General features: G+C 51.4%; 16 protein-coding genes and 1 other annotated feature. Of the genes, 9 read left to right on the top strand and 7 right to left on the bottom strand.

Annotation, left to right across the window (positions count from 1 at the left end; all coding sequences use genetic code 11):
- Positions 1–102: 102 nt before the first annotated feature.
- The 4 genes from NNL21_RS21885 (at position 103) to NNL21_RS21900 (ending at position 7,426) form a co-directional block, all read left to right on the top strand.
- A complete protein-coding gene (locus tag NNL21_RS21885; protein WP_204820317.1) occupies positions 103–2,577 on the top strand; it encodes a glycoside hydrolase family 38 N-terminal domain-containing protein in 2,475 nt (824 codons plus the stop codon).
- A gap of 319 nt (positions 2,578–2,896) precedes the next feature.
- Entirely contained in the window at positions 2,897–3,826 is a 930-nt protein-coding gene (locus NNL21_RS21890) for a phosphotransferase family protein (RefSeq protein WP_204820447.1), read from the top strand.
- 83 nt (positions 3,827–3,909) lie between these two features.
- Positions 3,910–4,174 (top strand) — a binding site (T-box leader).
- 52 nt (positions 4,175–4,226) lie between these two features.
- Positions 4,227–5,867: a methionine--tRNA ligase gene (metG, locus tag NNL21_RS21895; RefSeq protein ID WP_204820316.1), complete on the top strand. Its 1,641-nt coding sequence runs from the start codon at positions 4,227–4,229 to the stop codon at positions 5,865–5,867.
- A 317-nt stretch (positions 5,868–6,184) separates the two neighbouring features.
- On the top strand, positions 6,185–7,426 hold the full coding sequence (locus NNL21_RS21900; protein WP_204820315.1) for a hypothetical protein: 1,242 nt from the start codon (positions 6,185–6,187) through the stop codon (positions 7,424–7,426).
- 52 nt (positions 7,427–7,478) lie between these two features.
- Here NNL21_RS21900 and tnpA read toward each other — a convergent pair whose 3' ends face one another.
- On the bottom strand, positions 7,479–7,652 hold the full coding sequence (gene tnpA / locus NNL21_RS21905) for an IS66 family insertion sequence element accessory protein TnpA (RefSeq protein ID WP_204820314.1): 174 nt from the start codon (positions 7,650–7,652) through the stop codon (positions 7,479–7,481).
- A 138-nt stretch (positions 7,653–7,790) separates the two neighbouring features.
- Between tnpA and NNL21_RS21910 the strand changes: the two genes are divergently transcribed.
- Positions 7,791–8,594 carry a hypothetical protein gene (locus NNL21_RS21910; RefSeq protein ID WP_256555390.1) on the top strand — a complete coding sequence of 268 codons (804 nt, stop codon included), beginning with the start codon at positions 7,791–7,793 and terminating at the stop codon, positions 8,592–8,594.
- A 222-nt stretch (positions 8,595–8,816) separates the two neighbouring features.
- Positions 8,817–8,975: a hypothetical protein gene (locus NNL21_RS21915; protein WP_204820313.1), complete on the top strand. Its 159-nt coding sequence runs from the start codon at positions 8,817–8,819 to the stop codon at positions 8,973–8,975.
- Between the two features lie 166 nt (positions 8,976–9,141).
- On the opposite strand, the gene NNL21_RS21920 is transcribed toward NNL21_RS21915, so the two are convergent.
- The gene (locus tag NNL21_RS21920; protein ID WP_204820312.1) at positions 9,142–9,900 is read right to left on the bottom strand and encodes a class I SAM-dependent methyltransferase; all 759 of its coding nucleotides are present in this window, start codon (positions 9,898–9,900) and stop codon (positions 9,142–9,144) included.
- Positions 9,901–10,034: 134 nt separating this feature from the next.
- Between NNL21_RS21920 and NNL21_RS21925 the strand changes: the two genes are divergently transcribed.
- Together NNL21_RS21925 and NNL21_RS21930 are read left to right on the top strand one after the other, a co-directional pair.
- Positions 10,035–11,009 carry an aldo/keto reductase gene (locus tag NNL21_RS21925; RefSeq protein ID WP_204820311.1) on the top strand — a complete coding sequence of 325 codons (975 nt, stop codon included), beginning with the start codon at positions 10,035–10,037 and terminating at the stop codon, positions 11,007–11,009.
- Positions 11,010–11,154: 145 nt separating this feature from the next.
- Positions 11,155–11,511, top strand: a complete 357-nt coding sequence (locus tag NNL21_RS21930; RefSeq protein WP_204820310.1) for a nucleotide excision repair endonuclease — start codon at positions 11,155–11,157, stop codon at positions 11,509–11,511.
- Between the two features lie 91 nt (positions 11,512–11,602).
- Here NNL21_RS21930 and NNL21_RS21935 read toward each other — a convergent pair whose 3' ends face one another.
- The 3 genes from NNL21_RS21935 to NNL21_RS21945 are packed head-to-tail and all read right to left on the bottom strand — an operon-like array spanning position 11,603 to position 13,196.
- Positions 11,603–12,175 (bottom strand): DUF4825 domain-containing protein, encoded by a 573-nt coding sequence (locus NNL21_RS21935; protein WP_204820309.1) that lies wholly within the window; start codon positions 12,173–12,175, stop codon positions 11,603–11,605.
- Positions 12,172–12,849, bottom strand: coding sequence for a permease prefix domain 1-containing protein (locus NNL21_RS21940; protein ID WP_204820308.1), 678 nt, complete (start codon positions 12,847–12,849; stop codon positions 12,172–12,174). Before NNL21_RS21940 ends, NNL21_RS21935 begins: the two co-directional genes overlap by 4 nt.
- Positions 12,846–13,196: a PadR family transcriptional regulator gene (locus NNL21_RS21945; protein ID WP_204820307.1), complete on the bottom strand. Its 351-nt coding sequence runs from the start codon at positions 13,194–13,196 to the stop codon at positions 12,846–12,848. The genes NNL21_RS21940 and NNL21_RS21945 overlap by 4 nt, the downstream gene beginning before the upstream one ends.
- Positions 13,197–13,481: 285 nt before the next feature.
- Here NNL21_RS21945 and rlmN point away from each other — a divergent pair, with 285 nt between their 5' ends.
- Positions 13,482–14,543: a dual-specificity RNA methyltransferase RlmN gene (rlmN, locus tag NNL21_RS21950; protein ID WP_204820306.1), complete on the top strand. Its 1,062-nt coding sequence runs from the start codon at positions 13,482–13,484 to the stop codon at positions 14,541–14,543.
- 88 nt (positions 14,544–14,631) lie between these two features.
- Here rlmN and yedF read toward each other — a convergent pair whose 3' ends face one another.
- Both yedF and yedE read right to left on the bottom strand, forming a co-directional pair.
- Positions 14,632–14,859, bottom strand: coding sequence for a sulfurtransferase-like selenium metabolism protein YedF (gene yedF, locus NNL21_RS21955; RefSeq protein ID WP_204820305.1), 228 nt, complete (start codon positions 14,857–14,859; stop codon positions 14,632–14,634).
- A complete protein-coding gene (gene yedE, locus NNL21_RS21960) occupies positions 14,849–16,057 on the bottom strand; it encodes a selenium metabolism membrane protein YedE/FdhT (RefSeq protein ID WP_204820304.1) in 1,209 nt (402 codons plus the stop codon). The genes yedF and yedE overlap by 11 nt, the downstream gene beginning before the upstream one ends.
- Positions 16,058–16,132 lie beyond the last annotated feature (75 nt).

The following is a 16,132-nucleotide window of genomic DNA, read 5'->3' on the forward strand; positions in this document are numbered from 1 at the left end:
ATATCATTTTTGTGCAAATAGAAGTCATTCCTTGCGATTTCCATTGCCAATCTTCTATGCCACAATTGATCTATTCGATTCGAGAGGGAGGCGCTTTCACGCATGAAAAAATTACATCTGTTAAGTAACGCGCATTTGGATCCGGTATGGCAATGGCAATGGGAAGAGGGGGCAGCTGCGGCCGTGTCCACCTTCCGCTCGGCAGCCGATCTCTGCGAACAATTCGACGGCTACGTGTTTAACCACAATGAAGTGATCTTGTACCAATGGATTGAAGAATACGAGCCCGAGTTGTTCGCGCGCATTCAACGGCTTGTCCGTGAAGGCAAGTGGCATATTATGGGCGGGTGGTACTTGCAGCCGGACTGCAATATGCCATCCGGCGAGTCGATCGTGCGGCAAATTCTCGCGGGCAGAACGTATTTTCACGACAAGTTCGGTGATTACGCGAAGCCGACGACGGCGATTAACTTCGACCCGTTCGGGCATTCCCAGGGGCTCGTGCAAATTATGAATCTCGCAGGCTTCGATTCGTATATTTTCATGCGGCCGGACGAGATGGAGCTTCCCGCGCAGGACTTCATCTGGAAAGGCTTTAACGGAAGCTCGGTTATGGCGCATAAGGTGTGGGGGGGCTATCTTTCCCAGCTCGGCAAGTCCGCAGAGAAAATCGAAAACTGGATGAAGGATCATTCCGAGGCTCCGATCGGGCTCGTCCTATGGGGAGTGGGCAACCACGGCGGCGGGCCGTCCAGGCTGGATTTGAGACTGATCGCGGAATTGAAAGAGAAGACGGAATCGTTCGAGATCGTACATTCGACGCCGGAGGCATACTTCGCGGAGCTGGCGCAGGCGAAAGAGCTTCCGGTCGTGGAGCGGGACTTGAACCCACGGTTCGTCGGCTGCTATACGTCGCAGATTCGCATTAAGCAGAAGCACCGCAAGCTGGAGAACGATTTGTTCATGACCGAGAAAATGCTATCCCAAGCCGCGCTGCAAGAGTTGCTCGTTTATCCGTACGAGGATTTGCAGGCCGCGCAGCAAGACTTGCTCACAAGCCAGTTCCACGATATATTGCCGGGGTCATCCGTACAGAGCGTCGAGGATACATCGCTGCGGGGATTGGACCACGGTTTGGAAATATTGAGCCGATTGAAAGCTCGCGCATTCTTTGCACTCGCATCCGGGCAAGCGGTCGCTGGCCCCGGAGAATATCCGATCTTGGCGTATAACCCTCATCCTTTCCCCGTTCGCGGCATCTGGGAGTGTGAATTCATGCTCGAGGATCAGAATTGGAAGGAAGAATTCACGATGCCGGTCGTATTTAAGGACGGCGTACGGATTCCGTCGCAACCGGAGAAGGAAGAGAGCAATCTGAACCTCGATTGGCGGAAGAAGGTTGTGTTCGAAGCCGAGCTGCCGCCGATGTCGATGAGCCGTTTCGACTGCAAGGCCGAGCTACTTCCGAAGAAACCAGTGCCGGCTTTAACCACTTCGGGCGATAAACTGATCTTCCGCACCGATCGTCTTTCTGTCGTCATTAACACGATGACCGGATTAATCGATGAATACGCGGTCGACGGGCGTCACGCATTGAAGCCGGGCGCCTGCCTGCCGATCGTTGTTAACGACAATGGGGATTCATGGAGAATGGACGTGAACGGATTTCGTGACGTTATGGGTCAATTCCAGCTGATGCCGGCGGGCGAAGGTACGGATTTCTCCGGTGTGGATACGCGCTTGCTTCCGTCCGTGCGCGTCATCGAGGATGGTGACGTGTACACGGTAGTCGAGGCTGTGTTTTTCTATCGCGATTCGAAGCTCGTGCAGACATACAGGCTGCCGAAGAGCGGGATGGAAATCGAAGTGAATGTCCGGGTATTCTGGAACGAGAAGGATAAGATGTTGAAGTGGTCGATCCCGACGACCCTTGGGGAAGGAGCAACCTATCGCGGCCAGACGATGTACGGCGTGGCCGATCTGCCATCGAACGGCGACGAGGCGGTCGCGCATAAGTGGGTTGCCGCAACTAACGGCATCAGCGCCATCACCGTCGTGAACGACGGGGTCTACGGCTCGGATTTCGATGCCGGGGAAATCCGCATGACGCTGCTGCGCTCGTCTGCGTATTGCGCGCATCCGATTATGGATCGCCCGCTCGTCGTACAGGACCGGTTTCTTCCAAGGATGGATCAAGGGGAACGCCAATTTACGTTCTGGCTGAACGCCGGCGGTTCGGCTGCGGAACGTCTGGAAGCCGTCGACCGCGAGGCGCTTTCTCATGGCGAGAAACCGTTCGTGTTGTCGTTTTTCCCATCGGGCAAAGGTAAATTGCCTGCGGCTCCTTTTACGCTCGAAGACGATGTCGTTCAGCTTACGGCGTTTAAGCGGGAGGAGCGGGGAGAAGGTTATATCCTGCGGCTGTTCGAGCCTACAGGGAAAGCGCGGGAGACGGCGATCGTCCTAGGAGACGGGAAGCGCAGGTTCCCTGTCTCGCTCGCCGGCTTCGAGATCAAGACGTTCCGGCTCGATCCGGCGGACGGCAGCTTGTCCGAGGTATCCTTGCTGGAAGACTGAACGTAAGTACACAAGCCGAAGGCTCTTGAAAGGGCTGTTTACCTGCTGAGGTCATGATCACAACCCGCGAACAAGCAACGATCTGGAATAAACAAGACTTTCGACGTAGAAAAAAAGCCTTTGGAGTCAGCTCCAAAGGCTTTTTGTATGGTCATTTTTATCGAGAACTTATTCAACATCATAACAGAGCCTGCAGAAACAGTCTATACTTTCGGGCGGTTTTTTTATACAGTTGGTTAGCCGGCAATACCGAAGTAGAATGGAGTGTTGTTCGTTGGAAGGTACTTGTCACCTCAATCCAGCTGATTTGCAGAATTATATAGAGCGCGTATTAGGTACGGGGTATACCGTTACCAATGTCGCGAGAATGCATGGCGGTGCGCAAAAGGTCATCTATAAGATCGATTGCAGCAATGGATTTTCCTGCGTACTCTATGTGTGGGATCTAACCATGAATTATTTTCAAGAAGAAATAGCAAACGAAGCTAGCGGAGAGCGGTCCTATGGCGGCAGCTTATTTGAACAAAATAACAAGTATTTGACCCAGCGGGGTATTCGAACCCCGGCTCTCTATCATTTAAATCGCGACAGAGACCGTTATCCGTTCGACTATGCTCTGGTTGAATATGTAGAAGGACCCAAAGCAGAAGCTTATTTCGAGCACGCAGATCGGCGTGTACAGAATACTGTGTTTCAGCGGTTAGGCGATATGCTGGCTCGCATGCATGCCGACGAAAGGCAAGTCCATGGGGAGCTTGATCAATGCGGCCTCGACACGAGAGCATGCCATCTGCGGCAGCTGGAGAATGCGAAAGTGCAGCTGGCTTATGCCGCCCAGCATATGGACAGTATGAGGGCGAATCAAAGCAAGCTGCTCGATAAGCTGGTTGAGCTTGAGTCCAGAATCGAACCTAGACGGCGCTACGGATTTATACACGGAGAGCTCGGCCCAGACCATGTATTGGTGAATGACAAGCTCGAGCCTTATTTGATCGATATCGAGGGGGCCGCGTTCTTTGATATTGAGCATGAACACAGCTTTCTCGAATTTCGCTTCGGAGATTATTACCGTTACTTGAAGAATGATACTCTCGATCCTAATCGGATGCTATTCTATCGGTACCATCATCATCTTTCGTTAGTATCGGGCGGGCTGAAGCTGCTTCACAGAGGATTTCCGGATCAGCAATTTGCTAAAGACCTTGCCGAGGGCCATGCCCGCAGTGCGCTGCGATTTATGGAAGGGTAAATTGTTTTGATGCAGGTCGGGCTTGTCTGATCTTGACTTTGCCGATCATGCGCCGTATAATTCCCAATAACTTGAATATTCTGAAAAAAGCGAAGAAGAGAAAGAGTACCATGGCGATGTCTTTGTACAGAGAGCCCCGGTTGGTGAAAAGGGGTAAAGAATAACCGTGGGAATATGGTCTCAGAGCTGCGCACCGAAACCCATCTGTGGTTGTAGGCTGCGACGGAACCCGCACCCGTTACCGTGCTAGGGTATACACGCGATCGCGCGTCGTACCTGAAGAGGTGAATGCCGCAAGGCGTTTATAAAATTGGGTGGTACCACGTGAGCACAGCTCTCGTCCCTTCGGGATGAGGGCTTTTTTGTGTTTGGTTTATCCACAATAAGGGGGGATATCTGCATGGCACCTATTTTTATTGGCGGCGCATGGCCGTATGCGAACGGCTCCTTGCATTTGGGTCGGTTGGCAAGTTTACTGCCGGGCGATGTGCTGGCACGTTATTATCGCGCGAAGGGGGAGCAGGTGTTGTACGTATCGGGCAGCGACTGCCATGGGACGCCTGTCGCCGTTCAAGCTATTCAGGAGGGGGTCAACCCTGGCGATATCGCAGACCGCTATCACCAGGAGTTTGCCGAGTGCTTCAAGCAGTTGGGGTTCTCGTATGACTTATACACACGAACGGATCAACCCTATCATCATCAAGTAGTACAGGAGTTGTTCTTAAAGCTGCTGGGCAACGGCTATTTGTACAAACAAACGAACCAGCAGACGTTCTGCGAGACCGATCAGCGATTTTTGCCCGATCGCTACGTGGAGGGGAAGTGTCCGGTATGCGGAAACCGTGCGCGGGGCGATCAATGCGACTATTGTGGGAACCTGCTTGATCCCGCCGATTTAGCCGAGAAGATATGCAAGCTATGCGGAAACGCGCCTGTAGAGCGGCCAACCGAGCACTATTATCTGGCCCTCTCCCGATTCCAGGCGGAATTGGCCACGTATGCCGGCGAAGCCGAGGGGTGGCGGGACAACGCTGTGCAACTGACGGGGCGGTATCTGGAAGAGGGTCTTCTCGATCGTGCTGCAACGAGAGACTTATTATGGGGCGTAGATGTTCCCGTCGAAGGGTTTGAGGATAAGAAAATCTACGTGTGGATTGAGGCGGTCAGCGGCTACTTATCGGCCAGCAGACAATGGGCGGCCGAGACGGGCGGCGATTGGGAGCTCTTCTGGCGGGATGGCGGAGAGCCAATAACCGCCTATTACGTGCATGGTAAAGACAATATCCCTTTTCATACCTTGGTATGGCCGGCACTGCTCTTGGGAGCTGGGGGATTACATCTGCCCGATCGCATCATTTCGTGCGAATATATGACCTTGGAGGGGAAAAAGTTCTCGACTAGCCGCAATTGGGCGGTCTGGGTACCGGACCTGATCGGCCGCTACCATCCGGACTCCATCCGGTATTTTCTAATCGCGAACGGCCCTGAGAAGCGGGATACGGATTTTTCGTGGAGGGAGTTCATCTATAGTCATAATGGGGAGCTGCTGGGTGCATTCGGAAATTTCGTTAACCGCACGTTAGCTTTTATCGAGAAGTCCTTTGGGGGCCGTATACCTGAAGGAGAACGGAATGCAGAATGGGAGAGGATCCTGACAGAGCTCTATGTAAAGTCGGGTACCCTTATCGAAGGCGGGCATCTGAAGGAAGCGATCGAGCTGATCTTTTCCTGCGTTCGCCGGGCCAATAAATACTTCGATGAACAGAAGCCTTGGGCACAAATCAAGGAAAGCCCGCAGGCATGTGGGGTTACCCTCCATACCTGCGTACAAATCATCGCCAATCTGGCGAATTTGCTGCAGCCGTTCATTCCCTACTCCTGCGAGACAATAAGAACGTTCCTCTCACTTGAGCAATCCGCGTGGCGTCTTGCTTCCGTACCCGCCAACCGACAAATCCAGAGCTTATCGCTGCTGTTCGAGCGTATTGACGTCAGTCGGATTGAAGAGGAAAACCGCCTGCTGGAGAAGCGGCAAACGTAAGTCTGGCTGGAATCGAAGAGCCGCTGATAACCGGCTCTATCGATTCATCGTCATTCGACTTTTTCGAAGTCTCGTCTGAAATATGGCAATGAATAAAGGAGCCTCCGTAGAAGGCTATTCTATTGCCAACTGCGTTGAAGCGCATCGTAATCATCCGTGGCTTTTCCCTTAAAATGGAACATATTGCAAATAAGGTGCGTCTAATAGTTGATCGCAGCTGGCGGTCGTCCCAATATGAATGCAGTAACCCTTCACGATCGTAATGGTTAACCCACATGATCGGATGGGTTCATGCACGGTGCAGAGGAGCGTAATCATTGAAAAAGATCGCAATTAGTGCCTTATTAAGCGGAGCTATCGCAGCTGCATCTCTTACTGGTGCATTTGCGGCATCTGCTTCCGATCCGTCAACAACTGCTACACAAGCAGCTGCGCAGGATTTATCTATAGTCCGGGGGGGATTTACCGATCCGATTACCGGCATGCAATTCTTTACCTGGTATCCGGATGAAGTAAGCTTCGAAAGTGCAGTTACCGTTGTGAAAAATAAAGAAGGGAAATGGTTCAAATTAAACAGCCAATTCGGCGGGCCTTCCCCGAACAATTACAATATGGGAGATGGCATTCGTGATCCGGAATACGGCATCAATGTGAAGGACATGCCTGATTGGTATTCTTTTTTTGGAGACCCCCGCTATTATTTACAGCTTCAAGATCAAATTGTTTTTCACGGATTATCCTTCTACTGGTCGCCTGACCGCAAGTACGGTTATACGCTCGTTAGTTCGGCCGAAGATGGCGGTTGGGGAGGCAAGAGCCTGCTCACCAAGAATCGGGAGACGGGTGAAATCCGGGAGATGCTATTCACCAGTACCAAGTACCCAAAGCTGTACTGGCTGGACAGCAGCCGCCTGCTGCTGGGGGTATTCAACCCCAAGGAGAGGAAAAACGAAATATTGCTGCTGGATGCCGCCGACGGCAGTGTCAAACATTTTGGTTATGGAACGCTCAAAGGATTTGACCCTGTAAAGAAGGAAACGCTGTTCGTCTATAACGAACCGACCCGTACCCCTTATATTATGGAAGCAGCCAGCGGCAGCATAAGAAAAGCGGCAGCGACGGAGCTGAAGCGCTTTGAGCCGAAATATATGGGAAGCAACTACGATATTGTCGACATTAAAATCAATCCGGATACGCTGGAAGAATGGACCCCGCAAATCGTCACACGCTATGAACAAGAACTAATCAGCGGCGATAAGATAATTCCACTTCAATTCGCCGTAACGCACAAAGGAACGTTGTACATCCCCGTAAAACCGCTAACAAGCGGCCTTGGTCTGGTGCTTGGCGAGAAAAAGGGGACCGCAAGAGACTACAATTTCTCTTTGCAATCCGCTGACGGGCGCGCCCGCGTCGTACTTCGGCCAAATAATAGCATCGTTCTCAGCGGCCGATTATTTACGACGCGCGGTGTATTGAGTTCACTCGGCTTTGCTGATGTGCGTATCCAGGAGGCCAAGCAATCCCAGGAGACGCAAGACACAAACGCAGCAACCTAAGCGTCAAATAGCCCCCGCCTTGTAGCCAAGATGAGGGCTGAGATAAACTGAATTACTGGAATTGGAAGGGATTGGAGGATTCTCTCTTTGCTTTGTAGAGCCAGTATTTTAGCTGGTCTTTTGTGAATCGATTCGCCGCGTACCAGGCAGACATAGTGAGACCGCTGGTTTTGTAAACTGCAATAAGGATGGCCCAGTCCTGTCGCAATTGTTCTCTGGCATTCATTAGGCAGCCTCCTCGTTCGTTAGGTTGCCTTCATCTTCTCATGCGTAAGCGAAGCTTAGAAGGGGGTTTGGTTTGACGCTTGCTAGTATTCAAGATGTGGTAAAATATAGCTAAAAAAAATTATGGATGTGAAGGTGTATGGCCATGCCGATGAGGGATGCTTCTGAGGATCAGCAGAAGCACGGGCAGCAGGAGCACATCGAGACGCTGCCGCTATTCTCCACCACAGACACGGACGGACGGATGACGGTGCTCCGGCCGGGACGTCGCGTCGGACGCGCGGCTCCGCTGCTGCCGTGGTTGCTCGCAGCCGCTGCACTGTGGGCGCTGACAGGCTCCGTGCCGTTCGGCGCCCTGCTCGGCCTGGCGCCGACACCGGCAATCAGCATGCTCCTCGGTCATCCGGTCACAGTGGGCGTCGCCGTGGTGCTGCTGTTCGTCGCGATCGGTGCGACCGTCGGAGTGTACTCGCGAGCGGTCGAGCAGTTCGGACAGACCAGGGTCGCCGGCCTGTTCGCGACGCTCGCGATCGCAGGAGGACTCGCTGCAGACGCGGGAGTCCTCCTGCTCTGGACGCTGACAAGCGATCCGTCGCGACCCTTCGACCTCGAGGCCATCGCGACGTCGCCGACGATCCCGCCAGAGTTCGGCGCCGTCGTCGGAGCCGGTTTCGCCCTCTGGGCCGCCATCGCGCTCCTGCGGTTGCTCGGCTCGATCGCTCATGCCCGGCGGCGTCAGGCGGACATCGAGCGCCTCCGCGTGAAGGGCTCGTCATTCACCGGGACGCTGACCGCCGTGAGCTTCGCGAACCGCTGGATCTTCGATCTCCCGATGTTCACGGTCGAGGTAGGTTACATCGTCGACGGTGTTCCTCGTGTCGTCTCAGCGCACATGCGCACCAGCGCCGACCGCGTCCCCATCGTCGGCTCTCGCATGTGCTGACCGACGGTCGCGGAACCACCCACGTGGAGCTGGACCCGTCCAATGGAGCGACATTCGAGCCGGACGTGAGGAAATTCGCCGCACCGGACGGTTGATGCTGTGGCCCTGACCGCTTCGGCCGGTGCACTGATCGGGAGCGGAGAGCGCTCTCTGGCGTAACAGTGCGTCCGGCACGCTTCGACGGCTCTATGATCGGTCTCCGGAACGGTGACCGGCACGCCCGTGCACTCCGTCGAAGAGGAGATGGGGAGCAACTGGTATCGGCACGAATCGGCGTGCTGGGGATCGTTCGGATGGGGCAGCCCATCGCTCGGCGTCTCCAGCACGCTGCGCCTTCATGATCTCAGAGGTTTCCGGGATGTTGAAGGTGTGTCGGATTGACGCTTACGCAGCAACCCAGTGAGGTACCGATAGCAGCAGGGAAGTAATAAAAAGTTGTAAGAGCGAAAATTGAACCGCCTATTTCAAGTCACGATTTGAGATAGGCGGTTTTTCGTTTGCGTTGAAAATGATGCCGATTCGGGGCAGCCTTTATTGGCGAGTTAGCCTAACGGGGTTTGTGGCACTGGATAATCAAGGTAGAAGGGATCAGTCTGGCTTTCGTTCCGGAATACCATTTTGCCGGACTGACCGAATCGTCATCCGCTACGCATGAATCTTCGACGACCTGGTCGATTATAAATCCAGTGGTTATGAGGGCATTGATGAAGGTGCTTATCTTTCTATTGTGCATGATGATGGGAGTGCCTCTCCAGGAATCATGCCGCTCGCTGCCTTCGGCCACATAGGAACGTCTAAATTGCAATTGCTCATTATTATACTCGACCACGCTATGTATGGGATGCTCCCAGCTAAATACGAATACACCGCCTGATTTCAGGCTATTGTAGATAGTATGAAGTGTCTTAGGCAGATCCACGGTCCAGCCCAGCGCATAGACCGAGAGTGCGATGTCAAAATAATTCATAGGGAGACCGGGGATGTCCTCCATGGGCGATTCGATCAGGGTGACGGGGGTATTCAACGGGGAGACGACTTCTTGGGCAGTTTCGATCTGCTTGCTTGACATATCGACGCCCCATAATTCACGTGCGCCGCGCTTGGCGAGGTATTCCAGGGTATGGCCGCTTCCACATCCCACTTCTAAGACAACACGATCCTTAATATCGCCAAGCAAGTTCAACTGTTCCTCCGTAGGTGCATAGGAGCCGTACCCAAGTGTGTCAAAGGAGCCTGCGAAAAACTGATCGGCTACCTTGTTCCACCCCTCCTTGTTTATGTGCAGCATTTCATTCTGATTTAGCATCCATGCTTCATCTCCTATTTCATAGTAGAGTAGAATAGAACGTATGACTGGTCTAAGGAGCGGGGTATTCAGAAGAAAGAAAACATGCTGATGCCGTCAGCTCCACAATCTACGGTGTAAGGGAGCGGAGAGCTATGAGATATCGTCATCTTGGAAGAAGTGGACTCGAAGTATCGGTATTAGGATTGGGAACCAACGCATTTGGAAAACGTGCGGATTCAGACACCTCCATTAAGATTATACATCATGCCTTGGACAGCGGGATAAACTTTATCGATACGGCTAATATTTATGCGAACTCAGAATCGGAACGTATTATTGGACAAGCCTTGGGGGGAAGGCGGCGCGATGTCGTGCTGGCTACGAAAGCCGGGTTAGTGAAGGGGAAGGGACCGAATGCGAGCGGCTCATCCCGCTTGCATCTTCAGCAGGAGCTGGAGGATAGTCTCCAACGGCTGAACACCGATTATATCGACCTGTATCAGATCCATACCTTTGACCCGAATACGCCGCTGGAAGAAACCTTGCGCGCGCTGGATGATATGGTAAGCTCAGGGAAGGTTCGTTATATTGGAGCCTCCAACTATGCAGCTTGGGAATTAATGAAGGCGCTGGGCATTAGTGAAAGGAAGGGATACGCCGGATACACCTCCACTCAAATTAGCTATTCCCTTGCCGATCGTACACCCGAACAGGAGCTTGTCCCGATGTGTCTCGATCAGGGGGTCGGGATCATTCCGTATTTCCCGCTGGCTGGAGGGATTCTTAGTGGAAAATATGGCGTGACCGCTGAGGTCCCCTTAGGTTCCAGAGCGAATACCGACCCGAGCTTTAAACGATTTATCAATGACAGCACGCTCGCGCTCGGACGGAATGTAAGCAGCCTGGCCGCGGAGCACGGGCATACGTCCAGCGGCATCTCACTTGCATGGCTGATGAGCAGACCCGCTGTGTCGACCGTGATTGTCGGCGCAACGCGTATTGAGCAGCTGGAGGATAATTTGAAGAGTGTGTACATTCAGCTCGATTCAGAAGTAACACAAGCGTTGAATGAAATAAGTGAACCATTTCGTTATGGGGCACCATTTGCTTTCTACAGACTGCCCTAGCTGGTGAGCCCAATCGGATGTGATAAAACACGAGGGCTTTTTAAAATAGCATATGGTATATTGATAAGGCAGCGTTTAACGGGTTCGTATCCAAAAAGGACGAGCCGCGTATGTACACCTATATAGAATGAGGAAGTGAGCTTAAGTGATCAACATTACCATTCCAACGCCGGATGTCAGCATTGCGAAACAGGATGCTCCGGTGCTAAGCAATATTTACGGATTTACGGATTTCCATCTGATACCGAGAGATAAAGGCGGAATCTTCATGTTTTACAACGCGAGAGGGGATCTGCTGTTCGTAGGCAAAGCCAGGAAGCTTAGACCCCGAATCAAAAAACATTTTGAAGATACGGTATCGGTCATCAAAGAGCATCGGAATGAAGTAACGAAAATTGATGTTTGCGTCGTTGAGGATCCCGTTGACCGTGAGATTTACGAAACCTACATCATCAATAAATTCAGAGCGAAATACAATGTAGACAAAGTGTTATTCACATAATATGGCAAAAAGGAGCAATAAGCGCTTGTCCATGAAGGACATCGTTTATTGCTCCTTTTTGCCTTAGGACAACCGGATGGAGCCCGTGCCCTCAATTCTCAACCACACTTCGCATGAGCAGTGCCTTCGCAGCGCTGCGTACATAAGCCGTGTCTTCAAGCTCGCGTTGAACGCTGTCCACCCATGCCTCATTCTGGATTAAGCTTGAAGCTTGAACCCCGTACCACTGTTCAACATCGCTCCGCGAAACCTTATAGGATGTCCCCATAAAATAAAAGTGGATGACTTCGAGGTTATCGATAAGGGCAAAACCGGCAGTCGCATTATAGATAAGCGCCCGATTCAGAAGCTCTGCTTTGATGCTCTCCTCTGTTGTTCTGTAGTGAAGCTCTGCCGTTAATAAGTCCGGGTACAGCTGGAAGGTAAATCTGATGTCGCTTAGAGGCAAGGATTGAAAGAGGTTCGCTAAATTACCGGCATTGCCCATATATTTATTCTTGAATCGCTTAGCAGATTCGATGTCATGTGTTAATGGATCCTGCTGAGCGGCGATATAGTTCAGCTCGTCTTGTTCTATCTTAGGCAGAATAACGCCATGCACGAGCCCAAACAAAATCATCCCGGCTGCCAGCAGCGCAAGGATGGCTTTATTTCTCGCTTTCATTGTGCATCACCTGCTTCATATTTGGGAGCAAGCCTCAAGGAAGCGTGGATCAGCAGCGGGATAATGATAGAGATAAAGGGCAAAGCATATCGAACGCCTACGATTGCGAATTGATAAGGGCCTGAGAGTGTCACCGGTCTTGAAAACCACAGGTTGCTTCCAAATTGGAGGGCTGTCGTATTAAGGGTCATAAGGATGACAAACAAACTCCACAGCAGCCAAGCCAGCCTCCTCAACCGGAGGGCACCCTTATAATGATAAGTCGTCAAGATACCGTGGGTAACCCATTTTTTATTGAATTGAAGGATGAGGAACAGTAGGCCGGCGATGATGACGATTACGAGCAGAAGGGTGTTCAGCACGATCCCTTTACCAAGCATTGCAAGTGGAATGGTGATGACCCAAGCAACCAGAACGTATAACAATGCAATTTGCAGCAATTCAAGGCTGTAAGGGAGCAATCGGATTCTTTTGCGGCCGTCCATCAGAAAATCCACATGATCTATACTTGCGATGGACTTACGGATCGCTTCTGTGTGCGGCATGCCAGTGGATATAAGATCAGCAGCCTTAGCTTCCAGATTGCTCAAGATCTCCTCCTTTAGCTCCGCAATTTGCTTCGTCTGCTTGTAACCCCTGAATAGCTGGTCCACATGACTATGTAACTGGCTCATGATGGCTCCTCCTGTTTCTCAATTAATCTGCCGATTAATTCACGGGCGGTGGTCCAATCGGCAAGATTACTATGATAGGCGTCAATGCCCGCGGGCGTCACCTTATAATACTTCCGTCTGCCGCCCTGGCTCTCATCGCCCCAATAAGACTGAATGAGCTTCTGGGCTTCTAGCCTCTTCAAGCTTGTATAGAGGGAAGGTTCCTTTAATTCATATCGACCGCTGCTCTTCTTGGATATGGCTTTAATGATTTCGTAGCCATAATTGTCCCCGTCGCATAATACACGAAGAATGATGGTATCGATATTGCCTCGTATCAAATCGCTGCTGATACTGCTTTCCTTCATGAATGGTTCACCCCGTCTATACATTATCACGAGTATTACTATGTATGTCAATGTACTATTGATGACATATTAATAAATCGCGAGCCGACGGTCTGCTTATTATTGTGAATTTTATATAGGAATAAGGAGGATGGCTGTTGCCGGCGCTCTATTATTCACGAAATGGAAGCTATAGTCACCTTGCTTTACCTCTATAATTTTGGGACAATAACAGCAGGATAATTGCTTCGGCCCATTCAAACGATGTGGAATGCAGGTTGAAGTTTTGAAAAGAGGATATGCGACATGAATAGACAATCCATCTATGGATTAACCTTTGATCAGCTGGCGGCATGGCTGCTGGAGCACGGGCATCGAAAGTTCCGGGCCTCGCAGGTTTGGGATTGGCTGTACCGGAAGCGGGTAACCGACTTCTCCGAAATGGTGGATGTCAATCCGGCATGTATTCAACTGCTGGCCGACCATTATGTCATCCAGACCTTGACCGAGCACGTCAAGCAAGAATCGACGGACGGAACGATCAAATTCTTGTTCAAGCTGACCGATGGGAATCTCATTGAAACGGTATTAATGAGACATAAATACGGCTTATCGGTCTGTGTCACAACTCAAGTAGGCTGCAATATCGGGTGCAGCTTCTGTGCGAGCGGGTTGTTAACGAAGAGCCGCGATCTATCCAGTGGTGAAATTGTCGAGCAAATTATGAAGGTTCAGCTTCATCTGGACCAAGCGCAACAGGGCGAGAAGGTCAGCCATGTGGTCGTGATGGGAATTGGCGAGCCGTTCGATAACTTTGACAACCTGGTCGATTTTCTGCGCGTGATTATCGATCACAAGGGACTCGCTATTGGATCCAGACATATCACGGTATCAACCAGCGGAATTCCGGACAAAATCCGAGCCTTCGCAGATACCCGGCTGCAGATTAATCTGGCGGTCTCCATACATGCGCCTAATAATGAGCTTCGTGAGCGGATTATGAAAATTAACCGTGCCTTTCCAATCGAGAAATTGATGCCGGCTATCGATTACTACCTCGAGAATACGAATCGCCGAATTACAATGAGCTATATTTTGCTCAGGAACGTCAATGATCAACGCGAGCATGCTCTTGAGCTTGCTGAGCTAATCGGTACTCAGCGTCTCGCCAATGTGAATCTAATCCCGTACAATCCGGTAGATGAGCTCGATCAATATCAGCGGAGCGATCAGGATACCGTGAGCGCATTCTACGATACGCTGAAGAAGCAGGGGATTAGCTGCAGTGTTCGTCTGGAGCACGGAACAGATATCGATGCTGCTTGCGGTCAGCTGCGAAGCAAGCAAATCAAGAAGTCGGCGATGTGAATCAGGAAGACCAACGTTAAGCCGGATAAAAAAGGGTACCGTCAACAGCTTGAATCGCTGTTAGCGGTACCCTTTCTCGTTAGCATGCTTAGGCTGTAATATAAAGTGTGAACTCCGGTCCGTCTTTAACAGGCTCTTGGGCCATCGTATAGCCATGCTTAACGACTTCCTCCGGTACATTGCGGAAGGCTGCCGCGCAGTCGGAGATGACTTGAAGCAGCTGGCCTTTCTTCATATCGCGCAAGGTTTCCAGTGTATAAATGACCGGATAAGGACAAGATTCTCCTCTAAGATCTAACGTGTAATCAACCGACATGTTTGACGTCCCCTTTCTTGAATCCAACTCCGAATCTGTACTTTCTCTGCCAGAATACCGCAATCGCAAATCCTGCCCCCAGCAGTGCAAGCGTCGCGATCAGCGCACCTGCCGGCCCCATCACTTCAATGAGATTAACAGGCGAACCGCTCTTCACGAGAAGGTTATAGACGCCCATGTGATCCCATGCATAGGCAAGGACAGTGGCGCCAATGATGTTGCCGATGAATACCGGCAGGAAGACGACCTGTCCTTCCATCAGCCGGTACATCATGCCAGTCTCGCAGCCGGCAGCCATGACGATCCCAATACCAAACAGAATACCGCCGACAAACGTACTAGGAGCGGCGATTTTCGTAATCGGGTCCAGGCCGTATGCCAAAATAATAATCAAGGTGATAACCGAGCTTAAGGCCATCCCAAAGGTGATCGCTTTCGTCATCAAGGCCCGGCCACTGATCCATAGATCACGGAACGCAGAGGTGAAACAGATCTGCCCTCTTTCAATCAGAATGCCGAAGGCTGCCCCGAATATAGCGGCTACGCCGAGCATGGTCTTGCCTGACAGGAAGAAATATAGGATGAGAGCTGCATAGGCCACTGCGAGCACAGCCCCTATATAAGGCTGGATTTTTCTGCGCTCTTGGATCTGGGGAGCGGTATTCCCCTTCCGTAGAACGGGCTTGCCTTTCCACCATCTGGTGCTCACGACTTTGACGCCCAGATACGTACCGATTGCTGTCGCAACAATGAATATCCAGGCATGAAATGAAAATTGCGGTACGCCTGTGAAGAAGGCGGCGAGGTTGCAGCCGAGCGCCAATCGAGCGCCGAACCCGGCGATGATTCCGCCAATGAACCCTTGAATCAACCGGCGTTTTTGCTTGGGCACTCTTATTTTGAAATTGTTGGCGAGCAGAATAGTAATCAGTGCGCCGATAAACATTCCCCATACGATCCAGCCATCTGTTCGAGTGAACGTAGATCCATCCATGTGGATCAATTTAAAATAAGCCCAATCGGAGATATCGACTCCGAAGAGCTGTAGAATATGCCCGCCAAGACGCGTGAACTCACCTGTCACCGCCCATACGGTTTTGGTAATTCCAAAGTATAGCGCACTTAGAATGCCCGCAATACCGATTGCGACATAAGGGCTCCAATACTGATTAAACACTTTATTCCAAATCAGTTTCATTCAAACGTGATCCTCTCCGTAGCAATTCTCATCGATCTCTCATTCCTATGTGCCCACGTTGTCCGTATGTTTATC

Source organism: Paenibacillus mendelii (assembly GCF_024498075.1).
GTDB lineage: Bacteria > Bacillota > Bacilli > Paenibacillales > Paenibacillaceae > Paenibacillus_Z > Paenibacillus_Z mendelii.